The sequence below is a fragment of the Acinetobacter yuyunsongii genome, from assembly GCF_041021915.1.
Taxonomy (GTDB): Bacteria; Pseudomonadota; Gammaproteobacteria; order Pseudomonadales; family Moraxellaceae; genus Acinetobacter.
Window position 1 is genome coordinate 367,857 of sequence record NZ_CP157435.1, and the last position, 17,119, is coordinate 384,975.

The following is a 17,119-nucleotide window of genomic DNA, read 5'->3' on the forward strand; positions in this document are numbered from 1 at the left end:
TGGCACGGAAAGCTAGGTAAATCGCAAAAATATAATAATTAAGTCAATGAGACAGCGAACTTACAGTGAGGTAAGTGATAAAAGAGGAAACTTACAGCCGCTAAGCCTTGTAGTTTTGGGAGAGACTACAGGGCTTTTTTATTTTTAATCTTTAATCTTACTAGGGTCTGTTGAGAATTACCGAGAGTTAATTAAACTCGCGCACAATTGAATCATGGCTTCAAAACTCGTATCTGTTTTACAACTACGCATCGCTATACGTTTAAATTCTTTTAACTTACAGAAATAGTTTTCAATGAGATGACGCCATTTATACATAATCGTATCAAATGCTCTCATTACTTTTCGATTAGATTTAGGTGGGATCACCACTTTCACTTTACGTTCATTGAGTTCTTGGATGAGCCAATCTGCATCAAATGCTTTATCCGCTAGTAATGCTTGAAAATCAACATCTTCGATTAAAGGTTTGGTTTCTACTAAATCGTGATATTGACCAGGCATTAATCGAAACTTAATGAGGTTGCCTAGACTATCCACTAAGGCAAGAATTTTACAGGTCATTCCACCTCGAGATTTACCTATAGACTGTTTGAAAGTCCCCCTTTTGCACCTTGGCCATGTCGATGAACTTTAACAATCGTTCCATCAATCATGGCGTATTCCAAATCAACATCTTCATTTACAGATGCAAAAATAGCTTCAAATACACCAGCTTTCACCCAATCACGGTATCTTTTAAAGACGGTATTCCATTTACCAAAATGAGCAGGTAGATCACGCCATGGACTGCCTGTACGGGCAATCCATAGTACTATTATAAATTAATCAGTTGCCTTTGTTAATTCTCAACAAGCCCTAATGTCATGATAGTTATTGTATTTATTTTAATCAAAATGATTTTAATGAAGAATCTCTACCTCTAACTGTGTGAAGCAAACATTAATTTTTCTATAAAAATTTTTAACCAAAAGTTTAAATTAAAAATATGATTGTTTGACAATTTTTATGCATTATTAAGTTAAATGTTATACAGCCCCGTACGTTTTTGCTTACATAGAGATAAGAAAAATGCCATTTTTCTCCACAATTGGTTCTGACAGAATAATCGGTATAAAGAAGATACACACTGAAAGCAAAACATAAGAAGTGATGTGTAAAATACGTTCAGAGGGGCTGAAAGTAGCTTAATAAGAAACATAAAGAATAATAATAGAAAAATGAAAAGAACCTTGAATAACGCGCAAAAGCCCAAGTCTGACTTGGGCTCTTTTTTTGCTGCGATCAAATTGAATTAGACGATGTCTGCCTCGTGTCGATCTGTTGCGAATAATGAACGACGTTGATTCTTTGGAATCTTCGAGCAGTTTGTTGAGATTTGATATAATGTTTTGGCAAGAGCAGGGAGGTGTGTCCCAACGACAGATTTTCCTGTGGTAAGCAACGATACACTAATATCACGCTCTGGATCTGCCCAACATAAAATATTAGAAAAACCAATGTGCCCAAAAGCCTGGCCAGTCATTGGACCAAATAAACCGACTGGATTACTACCAAGCATTGGACCTAACGCATAACGCATTGGGGCGAGTAGAGTACGGTCTATGCTTGTTCCTGATGTTGGTAGGGTTGAGCGAAATACAGTTTTTGCGCTCATGATCTCTTTACCCTGATACTCACCACCGCTGAGTAACATTTCAAAAAAACGACCGACTTGTTCAGCGCTGGTATAAATGTTCCCAGCAGGACAAATGGTATCCATAAAACGGGTGTCATTGGTCACATCAACTGCAAGTTGTAGTCCACCACCTAATACGTGGTGTAGATAGTGATCCGTCCCTAAACTTGGATGGATTCCTGTGGCATAGTTTAATGCCGCATCGGCACGATATTCTGGTTTGAGACCGTAGTTAAAATAGTTAAGCCCCATTGGTTTTTCGATTTGTTCAGCCAAAAAGTCACGAACATTTTGTCCTGTTACACGTTTAACGATTTCACCCAAGATATAACCTGCGGTAACTGCATGATAGGCGAGGTGAGTACCTGATGGTGAAACAGGTTTAGCAGCACAAAGTAACTTTAAAACTTCATCTTGGTTGAACAGAAGTTCTGGTGTTACTTCTTGATCAATACGAGGGATTCCACCACGGTGAGAAAGTAGATGAAAAATGGTGGCACGACGCTTTCCGTTGACACCATATTCAGGGATATAGTAGCTGATTGGATCTAGTAAATTTAGATCACCACGCTCATCTAACATATGGATGAGCATCGCTGTGACCATTTTCGATGCTGAAAATAAACAAATTGGAGTATCTGGTGTTCCGATTTGCGCATCAGCAGCTAAACCTTCTGGCGCATTTCCCCGTGCATAGCCAATACTTCGGTTGAGTAGAATCTGTCCATTACGACGTAAGCACAGGGTTACAAGCGGGTAATTACCTGTTTTATAAAGTTGTTCGACACTATTCCAAATTTTTTGGATTTGACGTTCCGTCATCCCACCCAATTCAGCTGCGACCTCATCTTTGGAGCGAATAACTTGATTCAGGTCTTTTGGAACATAACAGGTATTGGTAGATAAAATTTTCACGATTCCCTCGAATTTTTTCGTTTTCTTTCACTTCTGTTATAAATTGAAAACAGATTCATCCTAGTGTGCCGTTTTTGTTCAACGCTGTCAGCTGCCGAATTGCCAGTAAACATAAAACATTTTTGCAATATAACGATAGATCACTTAAAATAGCACCTTGCTGTAGTGATGCACGGCAGTCGGTTGCTCGCAACTGATCATTATCATTTAACTTTTAAGCATCTCGGAGAAATCGAATGGCTTTAACTAATACTGATCGCGCAGAGATCATCGCTAAATTTGCTCGTGCTGAAAATGACACTGGTTCACCAGAAGTACAAGTTGCTTTGTTGACTGCTCAAATCAATGATTTGCAAGGTCACTTTAAAGAGCACAAACATGACCACCACAGCCGTCGTGGTTTGATTCGTATGGTTAACCAACGTCGTAAATTACTTGATTACTTAAACGGTAAAGATCACGGTCGTTATGTTGCTTTGATCGGCGCATTAGGTTTACGTCGTTAATTCGATTTTACTTTGTTTTCGCTATTTCGCATGTTGTTATGCTTTATCGCTGAAAAGAGAGTTTCATCTAATTTATTTTAGGTGATTTTAAGAAGGGGCGCTTGTTCGCTCCTTCTTTGCGTTTAACTTTTTTAAATATTTGATCTAGTGCGATGGCTTCTAAGCTTTGTCATTTATCTACACAGCAGTTGTGGTCTGAATGCCAAACCTTAGGGGTCTCACTAGAATAAAATTAGGAAAATACAATACATGTCTATGTTTAATATAGTTCGTAAAGAATTCCAATTTGGTCAACACCAAGTTGTTTTAGAAACGGGTCGCGTTGCACGTCAAGCAAATACAGTTTTAGTCACTATGGGTGGTGTAACTGTTTTAGTTGCGGTTGTTGCGCAACCTAAAGCAAAAGCAGGTCAAGATTTTTTCCCGTTGACTGTTAACTATCAAGAAAAACAATATGCAGCGGGTCGTATTCCAGGTGGTTACGGTAAACGTGAAGGTCGTGCATCTGAAGCTGAAACTTTGATTTCACGTCTAATCGACCGTCCAATTCGTCCGTTATTCCCAGAAGGTTATTTCAACGAAATCCAAGTAACAGCGACTGTTGTTTCTTCTGATAAGACGATGGATGCTGATATTGCCGCTATGCTAGGTACATCAGCTGCATTATCAATCGCTGGTACACCTTTCCGTGGTCCAATCGGTGGTGCTCGTGTTGGTTTGATCAATGGCGAATACGTTTTAAACCCGAACTTTGAACAACTTGCACAATCTGATCTTGATTTAGTTGTTGCGGGTACAGAATCAGCAGTATTAATGGTTGAGTCTGAAGCGAAAGAACTTTCAGAAGACCAAATGTTGGGTGCTGTACTTTTCGGTCATGACGAAATGCAAATTGCAATTCAAGCCATTAAAGAATTTGCTGCTGCCGCTGGCGCAGTTGAATCAACTTGGGTTGCTCCAACACACAACGAAGAATTACGTGCGAAATTAAAAGAAGCTTTTGAAGCAAAAATTTCAGAAGCCTATACCATTGCAGTGAAACAAGATCGTTATGCAGCTTTGGATGCACTGTATGCAGAAGCGAAAGCGCAATTCGTTCCTGAAGAAGATGTGGATGGCATCGCTGACGAAGTGGACTTCCTGTTTGAAGACCTTAAATACCGTACTGTACGTGACAACATCTTGTCTGGTAAGCCACGTATTGATGGTCGTGACACCAAAACCGTTCGTGGTATCGATGTTCAGGTGGGCGTATTGGACCGTGCCCACGGTTCAGCATTGTTTACCCGTGGTGAAACTCAGGCACTTGTAACTGCAACTTTAGGTAATACACGTGATGCATTGATGGTTGATACCTTAGCGGGTACGAAAACTGACAACTTCATGTTGCATTATAACTTCCCAGCTTACTCTGTAGGTGAAACGGGTCGTGAATCAGGTCCTAAGCGTCGCGAAATTGGTCACGGTCGTTTAGCACGTCGTGGTGTACAAGCGGTTCTTCCACCTGTTGATCGTTTCCCTTACGTACTTCGTATCGTATCTGATATTACTGAATCAAATGGTTCATCTTCTATGGCGTCTGTTTGTGGTGCATCTCTTGCACTTATGGATGCAGGTGTTCCACTTAAAGCGCCAGTTGCTGGTATTGCAATGGGCTTAGTGAAAGAAGGTGAGCGTTTCGCAGTTCTTTCTGACATCTTAGGTGATGAAGATCATCTTGGTGATATGGACTTTAAAGTAGCAGGTTCAGCAAACGGTATTACTGCGCTTCAAATGGACATTAAGATTGAAGGGATCACTGAAGAAATTATGGAAGTTGCGTTAAACCAAGCATTTGCTGGTCGTATGCACATCCTGAATGAAATGAACAAAGTGATTTCACGTGCTCGTCCTGAAATTTCAATGCATGCTCCTACTTTTGAAGTGATCAGCATTAACCCAGACAAGATTCGTGATGTCATTGGTAAAGGTGGCGCAACGATTCGTGCTATTACAGAAGAGACTAAAGCTGCGATTGATATCGAAGACAATGGTACAGTTCGTGTATTTGGTGAAACTAAAGCTGCTGCCCGTGCTGCGATTGCAAAAATCCAAGCGCTTACTGCTGAAGTTGAACCAGGTAAGATCTATGATGGTAAAGTAATCCGTATCGTTGAGTTTGGTGCGTTTGTAAATATCATGCCAGGTACTGATGGTTTACTTCACATTTCGCAAATCTCAAATGAGCGTATTGCAAACGTGACTGACGTATTGAAAGAAGGTCAAGATGTGAAAGTACAGGTTGCGGATGTTGATAACCGTGGTCGTATCAAGTTGACAATGAAAGATATTGAGCAAGCTCAATAATAGCAATACTTTTGATTAAAAAAAGCGCATTGTTTTTACAATGCGCTTTTTTATTAACTATATGAAAACTATAAATATAAATTGGCGAAACAATAAACATAAAAATATTTTATATTAGACATTAGTCGAGTGCTTAAATTGTGAGGATTACAATTAACGTAGAATTCCCCAAATTTCCGCTCCTGCCGTTTTAGATAGACTGTCGGAAGTCTATTTGTTATCCCAATATGAAGGAATATTGCACATGCATATCGATCATGCCGCCACAGGTCAAGATGACCAGCAGCCACCAAAGAAACCCAAGTTTTATCAAATTCTTTACGTACAAGTGATCTTCGCAATTGTTGCAGGGATATTGTTAGGTCATTTTTTTCCTGAATTTGGTGAAAGCTTAAAACCACTTGGTGAAGCCTTCATTAAAATGGTGAAAATGATTATTGCACCCGTAATTTTCTTGACTGTTGTGACAGGAATTGCTGGGATGAAAAATCTCGGTAGCGTTGGACGAGTCACGGGTAAAGCGATGATTTACTTCCTGACCTTTTCAACATTGGCATTAGTCGTCGGGTTAATTGTTGGGAATGTGATTCAACCTGGTCATGGGTTAAATATCGATCCAAGTACGTTACACAGCACTAAAGTTGATGAATATGCAGCTAAAGCACATGAGTCAACTATTACAGGTTTCTTGATGAATATCATTCCAGATACATTGGTAAGTCCATTTGTATCAGGTCAAATTCTTCAAGTTTTGTTTGTCGCAGTATTATTTGGTTTGGCACTTGCTAAATCAGGTGATTTGGGCCGTCCAATTACGGACTTCTTACAACAATTAACCAATCCTGTATTCACTTTAGTGAGCATGTTGATGAAGTTTGCACCTATTGGTGCATTTGGTGCGATGGCATTTACCATTGGCGCTTATGGGATTAATTCAATTGGGAACTTGATGTTATTAATCGCAACCTTCTACATCACCGCATTACTTTTCGTTATTGTTATCTTGGGTGCAGTCGCTCGTTATAACGGTTTTTCGATTATCGACCTGATCCGTTATATCAAAGATGAACTGTGGTTGGTTCTTGGTACAAGTTCATCAGAAGCAGCACTCCCATCATTGATGGCGAAAATGGAAAAAGCAGGCTGTGAAAAATCGGTTGTAGGTTTAGTAATTCCGACAGGGTATTCATTTAACTTAGATGGTACTAATATTTACATGACATTGGCGGCATTATTCATTGCACAAGCATGTAATATTGAATTGACACTCACTCAACAAATGACAATTTTATTGGTGGCTATGCTCAGTTCTAAAGGGGCTGCGGGGATTACGGGCGCAGGCTTTATTACTTTGGCTGCAACGCTTTCGGTTATTCCTGCGATTCCAGTTGCGGGAATGGCATTGATCCTTGGCATTGACCGTTTTATGTCTGAATGCCGTGCTCTAACTAATTTAGTTGGTAATGCTTGCGCAACAATTGTTGTTGCAAAATGGGATAAGGCATTAGATAAAGAGCAACTCGACCAAGCCTTAAAGCATGGTGTGGTACTAAACAAAGAAGTTTAATACTCCTTAATTTGAAAAAGCCTCGATGCCTCGCATACGAGGCTTTTTCATGTCATTTGATTTTGATAATAGAATATACATAGCTTTTTATTGTGCTTCATGGCAGCATTTCTATAGATTTTCAAACTTATCTCGACTCTATGCAGCTTTATTATTTTTATCGTCATAACAGTGAAAATACGATTTTTATTAGCGTGGAACAACAAACAGAACATACGCTTGAGTTTTTATGGGTTGATAGTTTGAGACAGGATTTGGTTAATCATACCGATTCTTGGCAAAAAAATATTTATGAGCATACAGGTGTGGTGCTTAACGAATTTCATATGCGCGACCTGCTCAATATCGAACATCCTTGTGCTTTCGACAGTGTCGAGGAATATGACCTGCTGGTGTTCCGCAAACTGATTAGCCCAGACGACCAGATTTATGAAAGTGACAATGCTTTAGAATCTCATGAAAGTATTTTTGGCCTAGCAACTACACCGATGGGTTTTATTCTAACGCCGAACATTTTGGTGAGTGTGAGGGAGCAGGGAAATAAAGCAATCGAAAGCTATATTCAACGTATTCAAGTAATTATGGGTCGTCCGATTGCTGAACAAAATAAGCCGAGAAAATTAGCCAGTACACCTGCCGATTTATGCTTACGCTTATTGAACAGCATGATTGATGGCTATTTGAATTTACGTACGCCCTTGACCCGTCGTGTTGAATATTGGCAACAGCAACTTTTGCAGGGCAATCGCCGTTTTAAACAGTGGCATCAATTGTTTCATGAAGATATGGCTTTCCAGCAAATTGAAAATTTATGTGAGGAACAAATAGAGACCTTGCAGGAGTTCCGAGATGAACTGGTGGATAATTATCATCATGTGATGGGGGAACATAAACATAAGAATCAAGACATTCTCTTGGTTCGTCTCAATGATTTAATGAGCCATGTAGAGCGTGTTCAAAAACATACCTTGCGTTTAAGAAATGCGATTCAATCGGCGATTGATTTACATTTTTCAGCTATTGCGAATCAAACCAATGAAAATATGCGGATTTTGGCAATTATTACGGCAATATTTGCACCCTTGACTTTGCTGACGGGAATTTACGGAATGAACTTTGAGTTTATTCCAGGATTAAAGTCACCTGTTGGTTTTTGGATTATGCTTGCAGTCATGTTAATGAGCACGGTGGCACTGTTGTACTATTTTTACCAGCAACATCTAGTAGGGCGGGGTGAACGGAGCGTAATTGATTTATTGGCGCAACAGCATAAACAACGAAATTTAAATTTACTTTGGTTCTTAGACTATGAACCAATTAAGCAAACCCTCAAAGAGGTTGAGAAAATGACTAAATTTAAGTAACCAATGGCTGTATAGAACTGAGCCAATTTTATTATTTTTTTAAGCTTTAATTTTATCTCGTTAACATTTTATATTTGTAGGTTTATGCTTTATTTTTTTTAATAAAATTATAGGTTTATTTGAGATTCTAATGATTTTTATTTTATTGAAAGGTAAATAAAAATACCAAATTTCAGTGATGTTGCTACAAAAAATGATCATTTATAATTCAAGTCTAAAATATAAGAGGGAGAAATAGAATGTCATACCGTTTATCAATAACATTGCTGCTTTTGCTGCCGTTGATGGGATGTGAGCTGAAAAATGAAGATCAAAATAAATCAAGTTTGAATGAGCATACCCCATCGGGTTCATCGTTGATGGCGCAATACCCAACGCTGGCTGAATATTTAGACATGGATGAAAGTGAGTTTAATATTTATTTAAACACTGGCTTGGACAGCATAGGAGTGCGTGATCTAACCAAACCAGAGAATATTAAGTCACTCAATATTGGCTATCCAGTTGATACCCAGAAAGCGACTTATGTGATGCGTTCGGTTTTTAATTTGGCTGCACTGAAAAAAGACGATCTTTTGTTTGTCGATGATGCCCAGTCTTCAAGAACAGATAGTTTTGAGATTAAGAGTAGTGCAAGCAGTAGTTTAAGAGATCAGCAATGGTCGGTTGGCGGTTCTGCAAATATTAAAAGATTCGGTTTTAAAGTTGCAGCGAAATATCATCATGCCGAAGCGAATGCCACAGCCAGTACGGTAGGAAGTGTTTCTGCGATTATGCGTCAAGTGGGTGCGGGTAAGACGATTACAATCGGCACTGTGAGTATGGATGATAGTGGTGATAACTTTACTGCATATTTAGTTGGAACAGCACTGACTGAAGAAGAGCTTGAAAAGAAAGTACATACCGTGGTTGAACCTGCGAGTGTAGGCGAATGTCATTATATTAAAGCCGTTCATATTGATGGTGAACCGTTGGATAAAGGGAACATCTATGGCAGTATTCAAGTGCTTTCAAAAATGCAGACTATTTTTGCAAAACTTCAAACACAATATAATCAATGTAATGATGCTGAAACTCGTCAAACGTTAGTGGTCAATATGCGAGAATTGCGTAAGCACATTATTGAAGCGATACAAACATTTTATAAGCAGAATGGCGATTCTTTTGTCACAAAAGTTGAAGTGATGAATCGTGCGATTGGTGAGGGAAAACTAAGTTTTGGTAGCAACAGTAGTAATTCAGAGCATTATAACGGAGGTGGATTATCCATATCTTATAGTGGTATTGGCGCAGGAGGTGGAGTCTCCGCTGAGTTTACTGAATCTTTAAGAAAGGCAAAATCAGATATATTTAAAAACATTAACATCACCGTGACAGCTGAACCTGATTCAATTGGTAATTCAATTGATATTTCTGGATGGAGAAAAGAACTCGGAGATTGGATGAATAATCTAAGTGTAGAAGCAGGGAAGGCTATTGTACTTCCTACAGCAAGTACACTGCCAAAAACGGTAGACATCAAATTTCCTGATACTGAACTTCAAAAGCCAAAAGAAGAATTACAGCCCCCTAGCCATTTGTTTAAGAGTTTGGATGAATGGGAAAAATATTATAAAAAAACAGATCCAGAAAAAGATGCACAAACAACACAAGCAAAAGTAGAGCAGGGACAACCTCAACCTCAACTCAATAGTTCTGTAACACTCTATCAACAGTTTCAAAAAGAGCTGAATGCTTTAAATGAGGCAAGAGATCAACAAAAACAAGCGGAGCAAAAACCGTTACTGTTTGCGCTGAATGCAGACGACAATGGTAATAATGTACGAGTACCAGGTACATTTACCAATGATTTTGAATTACGTGCTTATGATGAGGTCATCCCTCAGTTACGCCCAGATTTGAAAATTCCTGACGAAACAGAACAGACGTTCGAGGGATATGAAAATTTACAGACTTTAATGATAGAGCTGGAAAAACTTGGACGTTTAAATAGTTATTTAAGTTTCTTATCGACTTTACCTGTGAGTCAGGTTTCATCTGAACTCAGTCAAAAGTTCAGTCAATTTTATAGCAATGCCGCAGATAAGGCTTATGAAATCATAATCCAATCAATGACCGCTGGTGTAGATGTGAACTCGAATATCTTGAATGGTTGGATGCTGGATCAGCTTGGTAAGATTGCGAAGACAGCGGAAAATGCCAATATTTATCAAGGTAAATTGTATGAAGAATTGGGAACACCTGAATATTATGATTATGTGAGAACATTGTTAGACCCTGTAAAAGGTAAAGTCTGGTCGGAGGGATCTGGGGGATATATGCCACTCCGTATCCAGGCGAATGGCGAGCCTGAGTTGGCCATTTGGGCAGATATTTCAGCGTATAACGATGATAAGTACGGCAACAAAGTCATGCAATCTGTGGCTTATCGAGACAGAGGGCAAAATCCTTTGAGTCTGTATAAAAATACCCCAATGCAAACCCCATGGTATCCTGTATATATTTTTAATCCTCAGGATCAAGGAAAAGACAAAGCGACTTTGGTCTTTATACAAATGTTCGGTGCATATCAGACAATTTATGGGCGTGCCTGGGTAGTACAACCCACGCCACAATGGCTTGGAACAGTGGATAAAAACCATAACGATGGTGTGTATATATCAAAAGACTCAGGGATTGCACCAAGTTTAGAATCGAAATGGGCATTTTGGGCAAGTTCAAAAGATGATAAACAAGATCGTTATCAGGTGCTGAATGATGAAATGAAAAAAGTTATCTTTTCATCAGGCAACTCATTCTTACCTGATGGCAACTGGGATTACTCGCTCAACTTCCCTTATACGAGCAGCCCTGATGATAAACTTTGGAAAAAATTTAATGTACTTTATCTACCATTGACGGGACATGATCAATCTACCTCTAAACCAATCTTGGGTTTACATTCGGTTGCTCGACCCTATAACCCAAACAATTCGTTAGGTGCATATCGGTATTTTAAAGATCAGGCAGGAACTGTATATAATCAGCAGAAGCAAATCAAAGCTATCCCTCAGTCACAGTCGTTAGTGTTATTACCTTTAAATAGCTTTGTTGCATAAATAAATTTCATCCCCATACATGTTAGATGAATACAGAATCAAAAAGCCGATACAAAACAACGAACTGGTCTGAGTACAATCAGGCTTTACGTCAACGGGGTGCTTTCACCATTTGGTTTGATCCCCAAATGCAATGGTCTGCAACACCTACTGGAAAAAAAGGACGTCAACCTACCTACACTGATATAGCAATTCAATTTGCCCTGACGATACGAAACCTGTTCCAACTGGCTTTACGCCAAACACAAGGTTTCATTCAAAGCCTTTTTCAAATGGCTCACCTCGACTGGAATATTCCAGACTTCTCAACATTGAGTCGGCGAGCAGATAAGCTCCAGCCACTTCTACATAAATCAGCAAAAAATCCACAGGAAGACTTGCATATTTTAGTTGATAGCACAGGGATCAAAGTTACAGGTGATGGGGAATGGGTGCGTAAAAAACATGGCGTAAACCAACATCGTCAATGGCTGAAATTACATCTTGCGACAGATGCAAACAGTGGAGAAATACAAGCGGTTGAAGTCACCACCTGCCAATATGGTGATGCTGAAATGCTCCAACCTCTTTTAGATCAAATTGATGAACCCATTGCATCTGTCACGGCTGATGGTGCTTATGACACAGTGAATTGTTATGATGCGATTTTGAAACGGCAAGCAAATGTAATTATCCCTCCTCGTTCCAATGCTGCTTTATGGGCAGAAAATGAAATTGGTAAAGCAAGGAATCATGCAGTACAAGGCTGTTGGGACAAGGGTCAAAAGCAGTGGAAACGAGATATTGGTTATCATCGACGATCCAGAATAGAGGCTAAAATGTTTGCCTTGAAACGACTTGGACAAGGTGTATCTAGTCGATGCTTTAATCGTCAGATGGTTGACTTGCAAATAAGAGTCGATATTTTGAATAAATTTACTCAACTTGGTACAGCTAAAACGGTGGCTGTTGCATAAATATCTGAAGATTAGAACAACTCTACCTTTCGTCTATTTGTGCAACAAAGCCCCTTTAAATACTAAAAATACCGATTTTTATCAAAATACAGCGGCAAAAACTGGTTATTTACTGCCTTTTGACTATGCGCCGAAACGTGAAGCGATTGATATTGTGAATGCAACCAGTATGCAAACCTTTCAAAAATTAGCACTGTTCAATCAGTTAAGTAAATGACCAGACTTGAAATTGATTGAAATATAAGCATCATGGCTTATATTTCAGTTTTTATTTTTCAATTAATGAAAATGTTTTAATTGCCTGCGGAGTTGCTGCACTTCATCAATCAGGTCCAGCATCACCGCAACCGCAGATAGGCTGGCATCAAAGTCACGTTGTAAACGATAGGCTCGACGTGCTCGGGCGACATCTTCACCGATAAACTGATAACTTTGTGGATCGACTTGGATTTGTAAAATTTCATAATCAATCAGTTTTAAAACCCAATCTGTACTTTGGCCACATGCTTCTGCAAAGTGTTCGAGATCAAGTGCCAATTGTTCATCAATAATTTCAACTTGGCAGTGACCGTCATATTGAATTTCTTTGTATTGAATAGTTGTCATGATCTTACTCCTTATGAGGCACGAGGTCGGAAAGTGGAGAAGGCTTCGGCAAACTGTTGATAAGCCTGTTGTTCTTGCTCACTGTGTGCTGGTGGTAAAACAATATTAATAATTAGATATAAATGCCCTGCGGTTTTATTTGGTATTCCTTTATCTTTGAGACGTAGTTGTTGTCCATTTTTGGCATTTTTAGGTAAATTGACTTTGAGTTGCCCTGCGGGAGTATTGACTTCAATGTTTTGTCCTAGAGCTGCTTCCCACGGACTCACATCAATAGTTTGATAGACATCAGCCCCTTCAATACGAATGCGGTCGGTATCTTTATATTGGATTTCAATATAAAGATCACCATTTTCACCGCCATTGATACCACTTTGTCCTTGACCATTTAAGCGAATTTGCTGGCCTTCTTTCATTCCTTTTGGAATCTTAACCTGTAAGGTTTTTCGCTGGACTTCAGGTTCACCATAGACGTTATAAGTTGGAATTTGCAAGGTAATCTGTTGGGTTGAACCGTGATAGGCAATATCTAAATCGACTTGAATACTGGCATGCTGATCTTCACCCCGATAGCTACGTTGTTGACGTTGCGAACGTTGTTGTCCGCCACCAAACCCTGCGCCAAAACGGCCGAATAAGTCTTCAAAACCACTAAAGTCTGCACCCCCATCGCCTGAACTTTGGCGATAGAACTGGGAACCATCAAAACCACCCGTACCTTGACCAAATCCACCTGTACCTTGGCTAAAGCCTGCAAAGCCCTGTGGATGATCCAGCATCTGGTCATATTCAGCTTTTTTCGTGGCATCACCCAAGGTATCGTAGGCGACATTAATCGCCTGCATTTTGGTTTCAGCATCTGCCTCTTTACTAATATCTGGATGATACTTCTTTGCTAATTTACGATAGGCTTTCTTGATTTCGTCTGCTGAGGCATCTCTTGAAACACCTAGCTCTTCATAATAATTTTTTGCCATGATCTTAAATATAATAATGAGATGTTTCTTTCATTATGAAACGAATTGGCAAGATTTCAATAGGCTGGATTGTATAAGACTTGTTTTGTTGTTTTGGAAAAAATCCCAGCCCTCTGGCTTAGCTGACACCGATCATGATATCCATTGAGCTATAACTTTAATTGAGATAGAGTTTTGGATAAATGCCTTATCCAGTAGACATTCATATCAAATAAAAAAAGACGGTAGCCCGTCTTTTTTTATGAGGAAAATCAATTAACTCAAATGTTCACCAAATAAACCCAACGCTTCTTCGGCAGTAAACTCATAGCGGGTATTACAGAACTGGCAATCCATCTGGATTGGATTTTGTGCTTCTAGTGTTTCATGAACTGCATCCACACCAATTTGAATCAAAGCGTGGGCGCAGCGTTCCTTGGAACAGGTACAACCGAACTTTAACTGCTCAACTTCAGGTAAACGAACCTCTTCTTCGTTATACAAACGATAGAGAATTTCATTGGCTGAAAGATCCGTCAATTCCTCGGGTTTAAGGGTTTCAGTCAGCATGGTCAGACGTGGCCATAAATCCTCATCCACCAGTTTCTGCTCTTCCTCATCATTGCGCGGCAGCAACTGAATCAGTAGCCCACCCGAACGTTTGTCGTTAGTTGCCAGTACGATATGTGTTGGAATCTGTGCAGACAAATCGTAATATTGCTTTAAACAACCTGCTAATGTCGGTTGATCAAATGGTACGATACCTTGGTAGCGTTCGCCGTGTTCAGGTTCGATATTGATGAACAGCACAGGGTTGCTCAGGGCAGCAAGCACGGTACGACTATCTTTACCTTCTGCGAAGCGCGGATCTTCTTCGTAATCTGCGAGCGCACGAACTTCACCTAAGTGATTGCATTCGGCCATAGCCCATTTAAATGTTCCACTTGCTTGAATTTGTAAGCTAATACGACCACGAATCTTGAGTGTACTTGCAAGTAAGGCGGTTGCACTCAGCATTTCACCCAAGAGACTTTGTACCGCAGGCATATATTCACGTTGCGCCAAAATGGTTTGTAGTGCTTCTTCCAAATGAACCACTTCACCACGAACAGGGCAGTCTTCAATAAAAAAGCGTTGGCGTAAATCAGACATATTTTTCTCCAGTGCTCCTTCGAGGGAGCGCAAAGCAACGCTTTGCTTTGTAACGCACTTCAGAATTTATAAAGAGGTGCATGGTTATGCAGTCAATAATGGTGTCAGTTTGCCAAAACTCAAGATGTTTCATTGAGTGATTTTGCATCACATTGTGTGTTTTGATCATTGCTCGCACGATCTAAAATCAAAGTTTTTGTATTTGCAAATAAATACTCAAGCTCGGCAATAGCACTTGGATGGTTTTTAATGATCTCTTGTTGATTAGAATTCCAATGTTGCTGCATAAGCCGTTCATCTTCTTGTTTAAAATGCATCATCAAATTTTGTGCTTCATCTTCGGGAAGGCCTGTTTCAACTAAGGCTTGCTGCGCCATACTTAAAGCAGATGCGTAGGTTTCACCCCAAATCTGTGAGATACCTAAATCATGAAGTAATCGTGCATGATGACGATCTCGAGCACGAACCAAAATGGTTAAATCTGGATAATTTAAACGCAGATGTCGTGCTAGATTCATGCTGTCCTCGACATCATCAATCGCAATAATCAGTAACTTACAGTATTCAATACCTGTAGCGCGTAGGTTTTCGATTTGTGTAACATCGGCATCAATAAAATGATGTCCATATTGTTCAATAAAGTCAGCATCAGGTTGGTTGCTATCAATCACGTTAAAGTGTTTGCCTTGCGCATGTAAAGCACGTGCAATGACTTGCCCAAAACGGCCAAATCCAATAATGAGAATTGGATGTTGTGGGATATCAGCATCAGCCACAGCAACTTTATTTTTTTGCAGCATCGGTAAAATTTTCCGATTAAACAGTGCGTAAAGTAAAGGTGTGAATAGCATCGAACCCAAGATAATGAGAAATGTCGGTGCTAATAATTCTGTGCTAACTAAATTTTCGCTTTCAGCTAGCTTGAGTAGAATTAAACTGAGTTCACCACTTTGTGCCAAGCTTACGGCAAATAAGGTACTAAATTTGGCATTGCGTTGTTGATAATAGCTGATCGCACCGATCACAACTGCTTTGATTAAGACCAATGCAAAGATTGAACCTAGAATCAAGAGTGGAGATTGGCTTAAAGGTGTCAATGAAAGACCTAAGCCAATCGCCATAAAAAACAAGCCTGTCGCCGTATCTTTCAAGGGTTCTAGAATACGCTCAACTTCAACTTTAAATTCAGTCTCAGCAAGTAAAAGTCCAGCTAAAAATGCAGCGATCAAAATATGAAGATTTAAAATATCCATAATTAGGATGACTGAAAGCAGGATGAATAAACTGAGCACAGCAATGAGATGGAGACTTTTTTTATGTACTAAGAAACGAAATATAGGACGAACTAAATAACGATTGGCTAAAAATAGACCTGAAATCGTAGCGATGAGCGCTGCAAAATAGGCGATTCCGTGTCGAGTAGAGGCTGTGTATTCTAGCAAAGGAAAGAGTGCAATCAGAATGACGGTAATAAAAGCCTGCAATTGTAAGGTGGCTAAAGTAGCTTGTTCTAATTTATGGTTGCTTTGTTGTTTTTGTTGGAGTAGTTGTTGTGGAAGAATCAACGCGGAGAGCGCTAAAGCACATCCGAGAATCATACTGAGCCACACTTGATCAAGCAGTAAGAAACATGCTCCAACTAGAAGGATCGTCATGATGAAGTATTGTAGGCCACTATTTTTTAGGATGCCTTTGCGTTCTCCCCATAGTTTTAGCGGGCGAAAAGCAAAGCCAATAAAGAACATCACGGCAATCATACCGAAATGCAGCAGTTGATTAATCAATTCAGGATCTTCAATCAAACCAGAAACACTTGAACCAAGTAAAAGTCCTGCAATCAGATAACCCAAGACAGTCGTGCCTGTGTAACGCTTCGCTAATGGAGCAAAAATTAAAGCTGCCGCCAGTAAAACAATAGCTTGTGGTAGGAATGACATGTTCTGCCTTGATCTGCTGATTTCTTTCAGCTGTTACA

At 39.6% G+C, this 17,119-nt stretch carries 14 protein-coding genes and 1 pseudogene; 7 read left to right on the forward strand and 8 right to left on the reverse strand.

What is annotated here, in order from left to right; genetic code table 11:
• Positions 1-177: 177 nt before the first annotated feature.
• The 4 genes and pseudogenes from ABLB98_RS01740 to ABLB98_RS01755 all read right to left on the reverse strand — a co-directional run bounded on the left by ABLB98_RS01740 (position 178) and on the right by ABLB98_RS01755 (position 2,593).
• Positions 178-585 (reverse strand): IS5 family transposase, encoded by a 408-nt coding sequence (locus ABLB98_RS01740; protein ID WP_201704282.1) that lies wholly within the window; start codon positions 583-585, stop codon positions 178-180.
• Positions 582-722 carry a hypothetical protein gene (locus ABLB98_RS01745; RefSeq protein ID WP_369028920.1) on the reverse strand — a complete coding sequence of 47 codons (141 nt, stop codon included), beginning with the start codon at positions 720-722 and terminating at the stop codon, positions 582-584. The genes ABLB98_RS01740 and ABLB98_RS01745 overlap by 4 nt, the downstream gene beginning before the upstream one ends.
• Positions 723-749: 27 nt before the next feature.
• A pseudogene (locus tag ABLB98_RS01750) lies at positions 750-821 on the reverse strand (hypothetical protein); the annotation flags it as partial.
• 473 nt (positions 822-1,294) lie between these two features.
• Positions 1,295-2,593 carry a serine hydrolase domain-containing protein gene (locus ABLB98_RS01755; RefSeq protein ID WP_348883684.1) on the reverse strand — a complete coding sequence of 433 codons (1,299 nt, stop codon included), beginning with the start codon at positions 2,591-2,593 and terminating at the stop codon, positions 1,295-1,297.
• Between the two features lie 236 nt (positions 2,594-2,829).
• Between ABLB98_RS01755 and rpsO the strand changes: the two genes are divergently transcribed.
• The 7 genes from rpsO (at position 2,830) to ABLB98_RS01790 (ending at position 12,647) form a co-directional block, all read left to right on the forward strand.
• On the forward strand, positions 2,830-3,099 hold the full coding sequence (rpsO, locus tag ABLB98_RS01760; RefSeq protein WP_004656162.1) for a 30S ribosomal protein S15: 270 nt from the start codon (positions 2,830-2,832) through the stop codon (positions 3,097-3,099).
• 255 nt (positions 3,100-3,354) lie between these two features.
• The gene (gene pnp, locus ABLB98_RS01765) at positions 3,355-5,445 is read left to right on the forward strand and encodes a polyribonucleotide nucleotidyltransferase (protein ID WP_348883688.1); all 2,091 of its coding nucleotides are present in this window, start codon (positions 3,355-3,357) and stop codon (positions 5,443-5,445) included.
• A gap of 244 nt (positions 5,446-5,689) precedes the next feature.
• Entirely contained in the window at positions 5,690-7,012 is a 1,323-nt protein-coding gene (locus ABLB98_RS01770; RefSeq protein ID WP_348883685.1) for a dicarboxylate/amino acid:cation symporter, read from the forward strand.
• 140 nt (positions 7,013-7,152) lie between these two features.
• The gene (locus ABLB98_RS01775) at positions 7,153-8,376 is read left to right on the forward strand and encodes a magnesium transporter CorA family protein (RefSeq protein WP_348883686.1); all 1,224 of its coding nucleotides are present in this window, start codon (positions 7,153-7,155) and stop codon (positions 8,374-8,376) included.
• 239 nt (positions 8,377-8,615) lie between these two features.
• Positions 8,616-11,474, forward strand: a complete 2,859-nt coding sequence (locus ABLB98_RS01780) for a hypothetical protein (RefSeq protein ID WP_348883687.1) — start codon at positions 8,616-8,618, stop codon at positions 11,472-11,474.
• Between the two features lie 26 nt (positions 11,475-11,500).
• Positions 11,501-12,430, forward strand: a complete 930-nt coding sequence (locus ABLB98_RS01785) for an IS5-like element ISAba10 family transposase (RefSeq protein WP_057692912.1) — start codon at positions 11,501-11,503, stop codon at positions 12,428-12,430.
• Complete coding sequence (locus ABLB98_RS01790; RefSeq protein WP_348882637.1) at positions 12,423-12,647, forward strand: hypothetical protein; 225 nt, start codon at positions 12,423-12,425, stop codon at positions 12,645-12,647. The genes ABLB98_RS01785 and ABLB98_RS01790 overlap by 8 nt, the downstream gene beginning before the upstream one ends.
• A gap of 62 nt (positions 12,648-12,709) precedes the next feature.
• Here the strand turns inward: ABLB98_RS01790 and ABLB98_RS01795 are convergent, their stop codons facing one another.
• The 4 genes from ABLB98_RS01795 to ABLB98_RS01810 form a co-directional block, all read right to left on the reverse strand.
• Positions 12,710-13,036, reverse strand: a complete 327-nt coding sequence (locus ABLB98_RS01795) for a chaperone modulator CbpM (RefSeq protein ID WP_004680669.1) — start codon at positions 13,034-13,036, stop codon at positions 12,710-12,712.
• 11 nt (positions 13,037-13,047) lie between these two features.
• The gene (locus tag ABLB98_RS01800) at positions 13,048-14,013 is read right to left on the reverse strand and encodes a DnaJ C-terminal domain-containing protein (protein ID WP_348882638.1); all 966 of its coding nucleotides are present in this window, start codon (positions 14,011-14,013) and stop codon (positions 13,048-13,050) included.
• A 255-nt stretch (positions 14,014-14,268) separates the two neighbouring features.
• On the reverse strand, positions 14,269-15,144 hold the full coding sequence (locus ABLB98_RS01805; RefSeq protein WP_348882639.1) for an Hsp33 family molecular chaperone HslO: 876 nt from the start codon (positions 15,142-15,144) through the stop codon (positions 14,269-14,271).
• A 119-nt stretch (positions 15,145-15,263) separates the two neighbouring features.
• Positions 15,264-17,081 carry a cation:proton antiporter gene (locus ABLB98_RS01810; protein ID WP_348882640.1) on the reverse strand — a complete coding sequence of 606 codons (1,818 nt, stop codon included), beginning with the start codon at positions 17,079-17,081 and terminating at the stop codon, positions 15,264-15,266.
• Between the last annotated feature and the right edge of the window lie 38 nt (positions 17,082-17,119).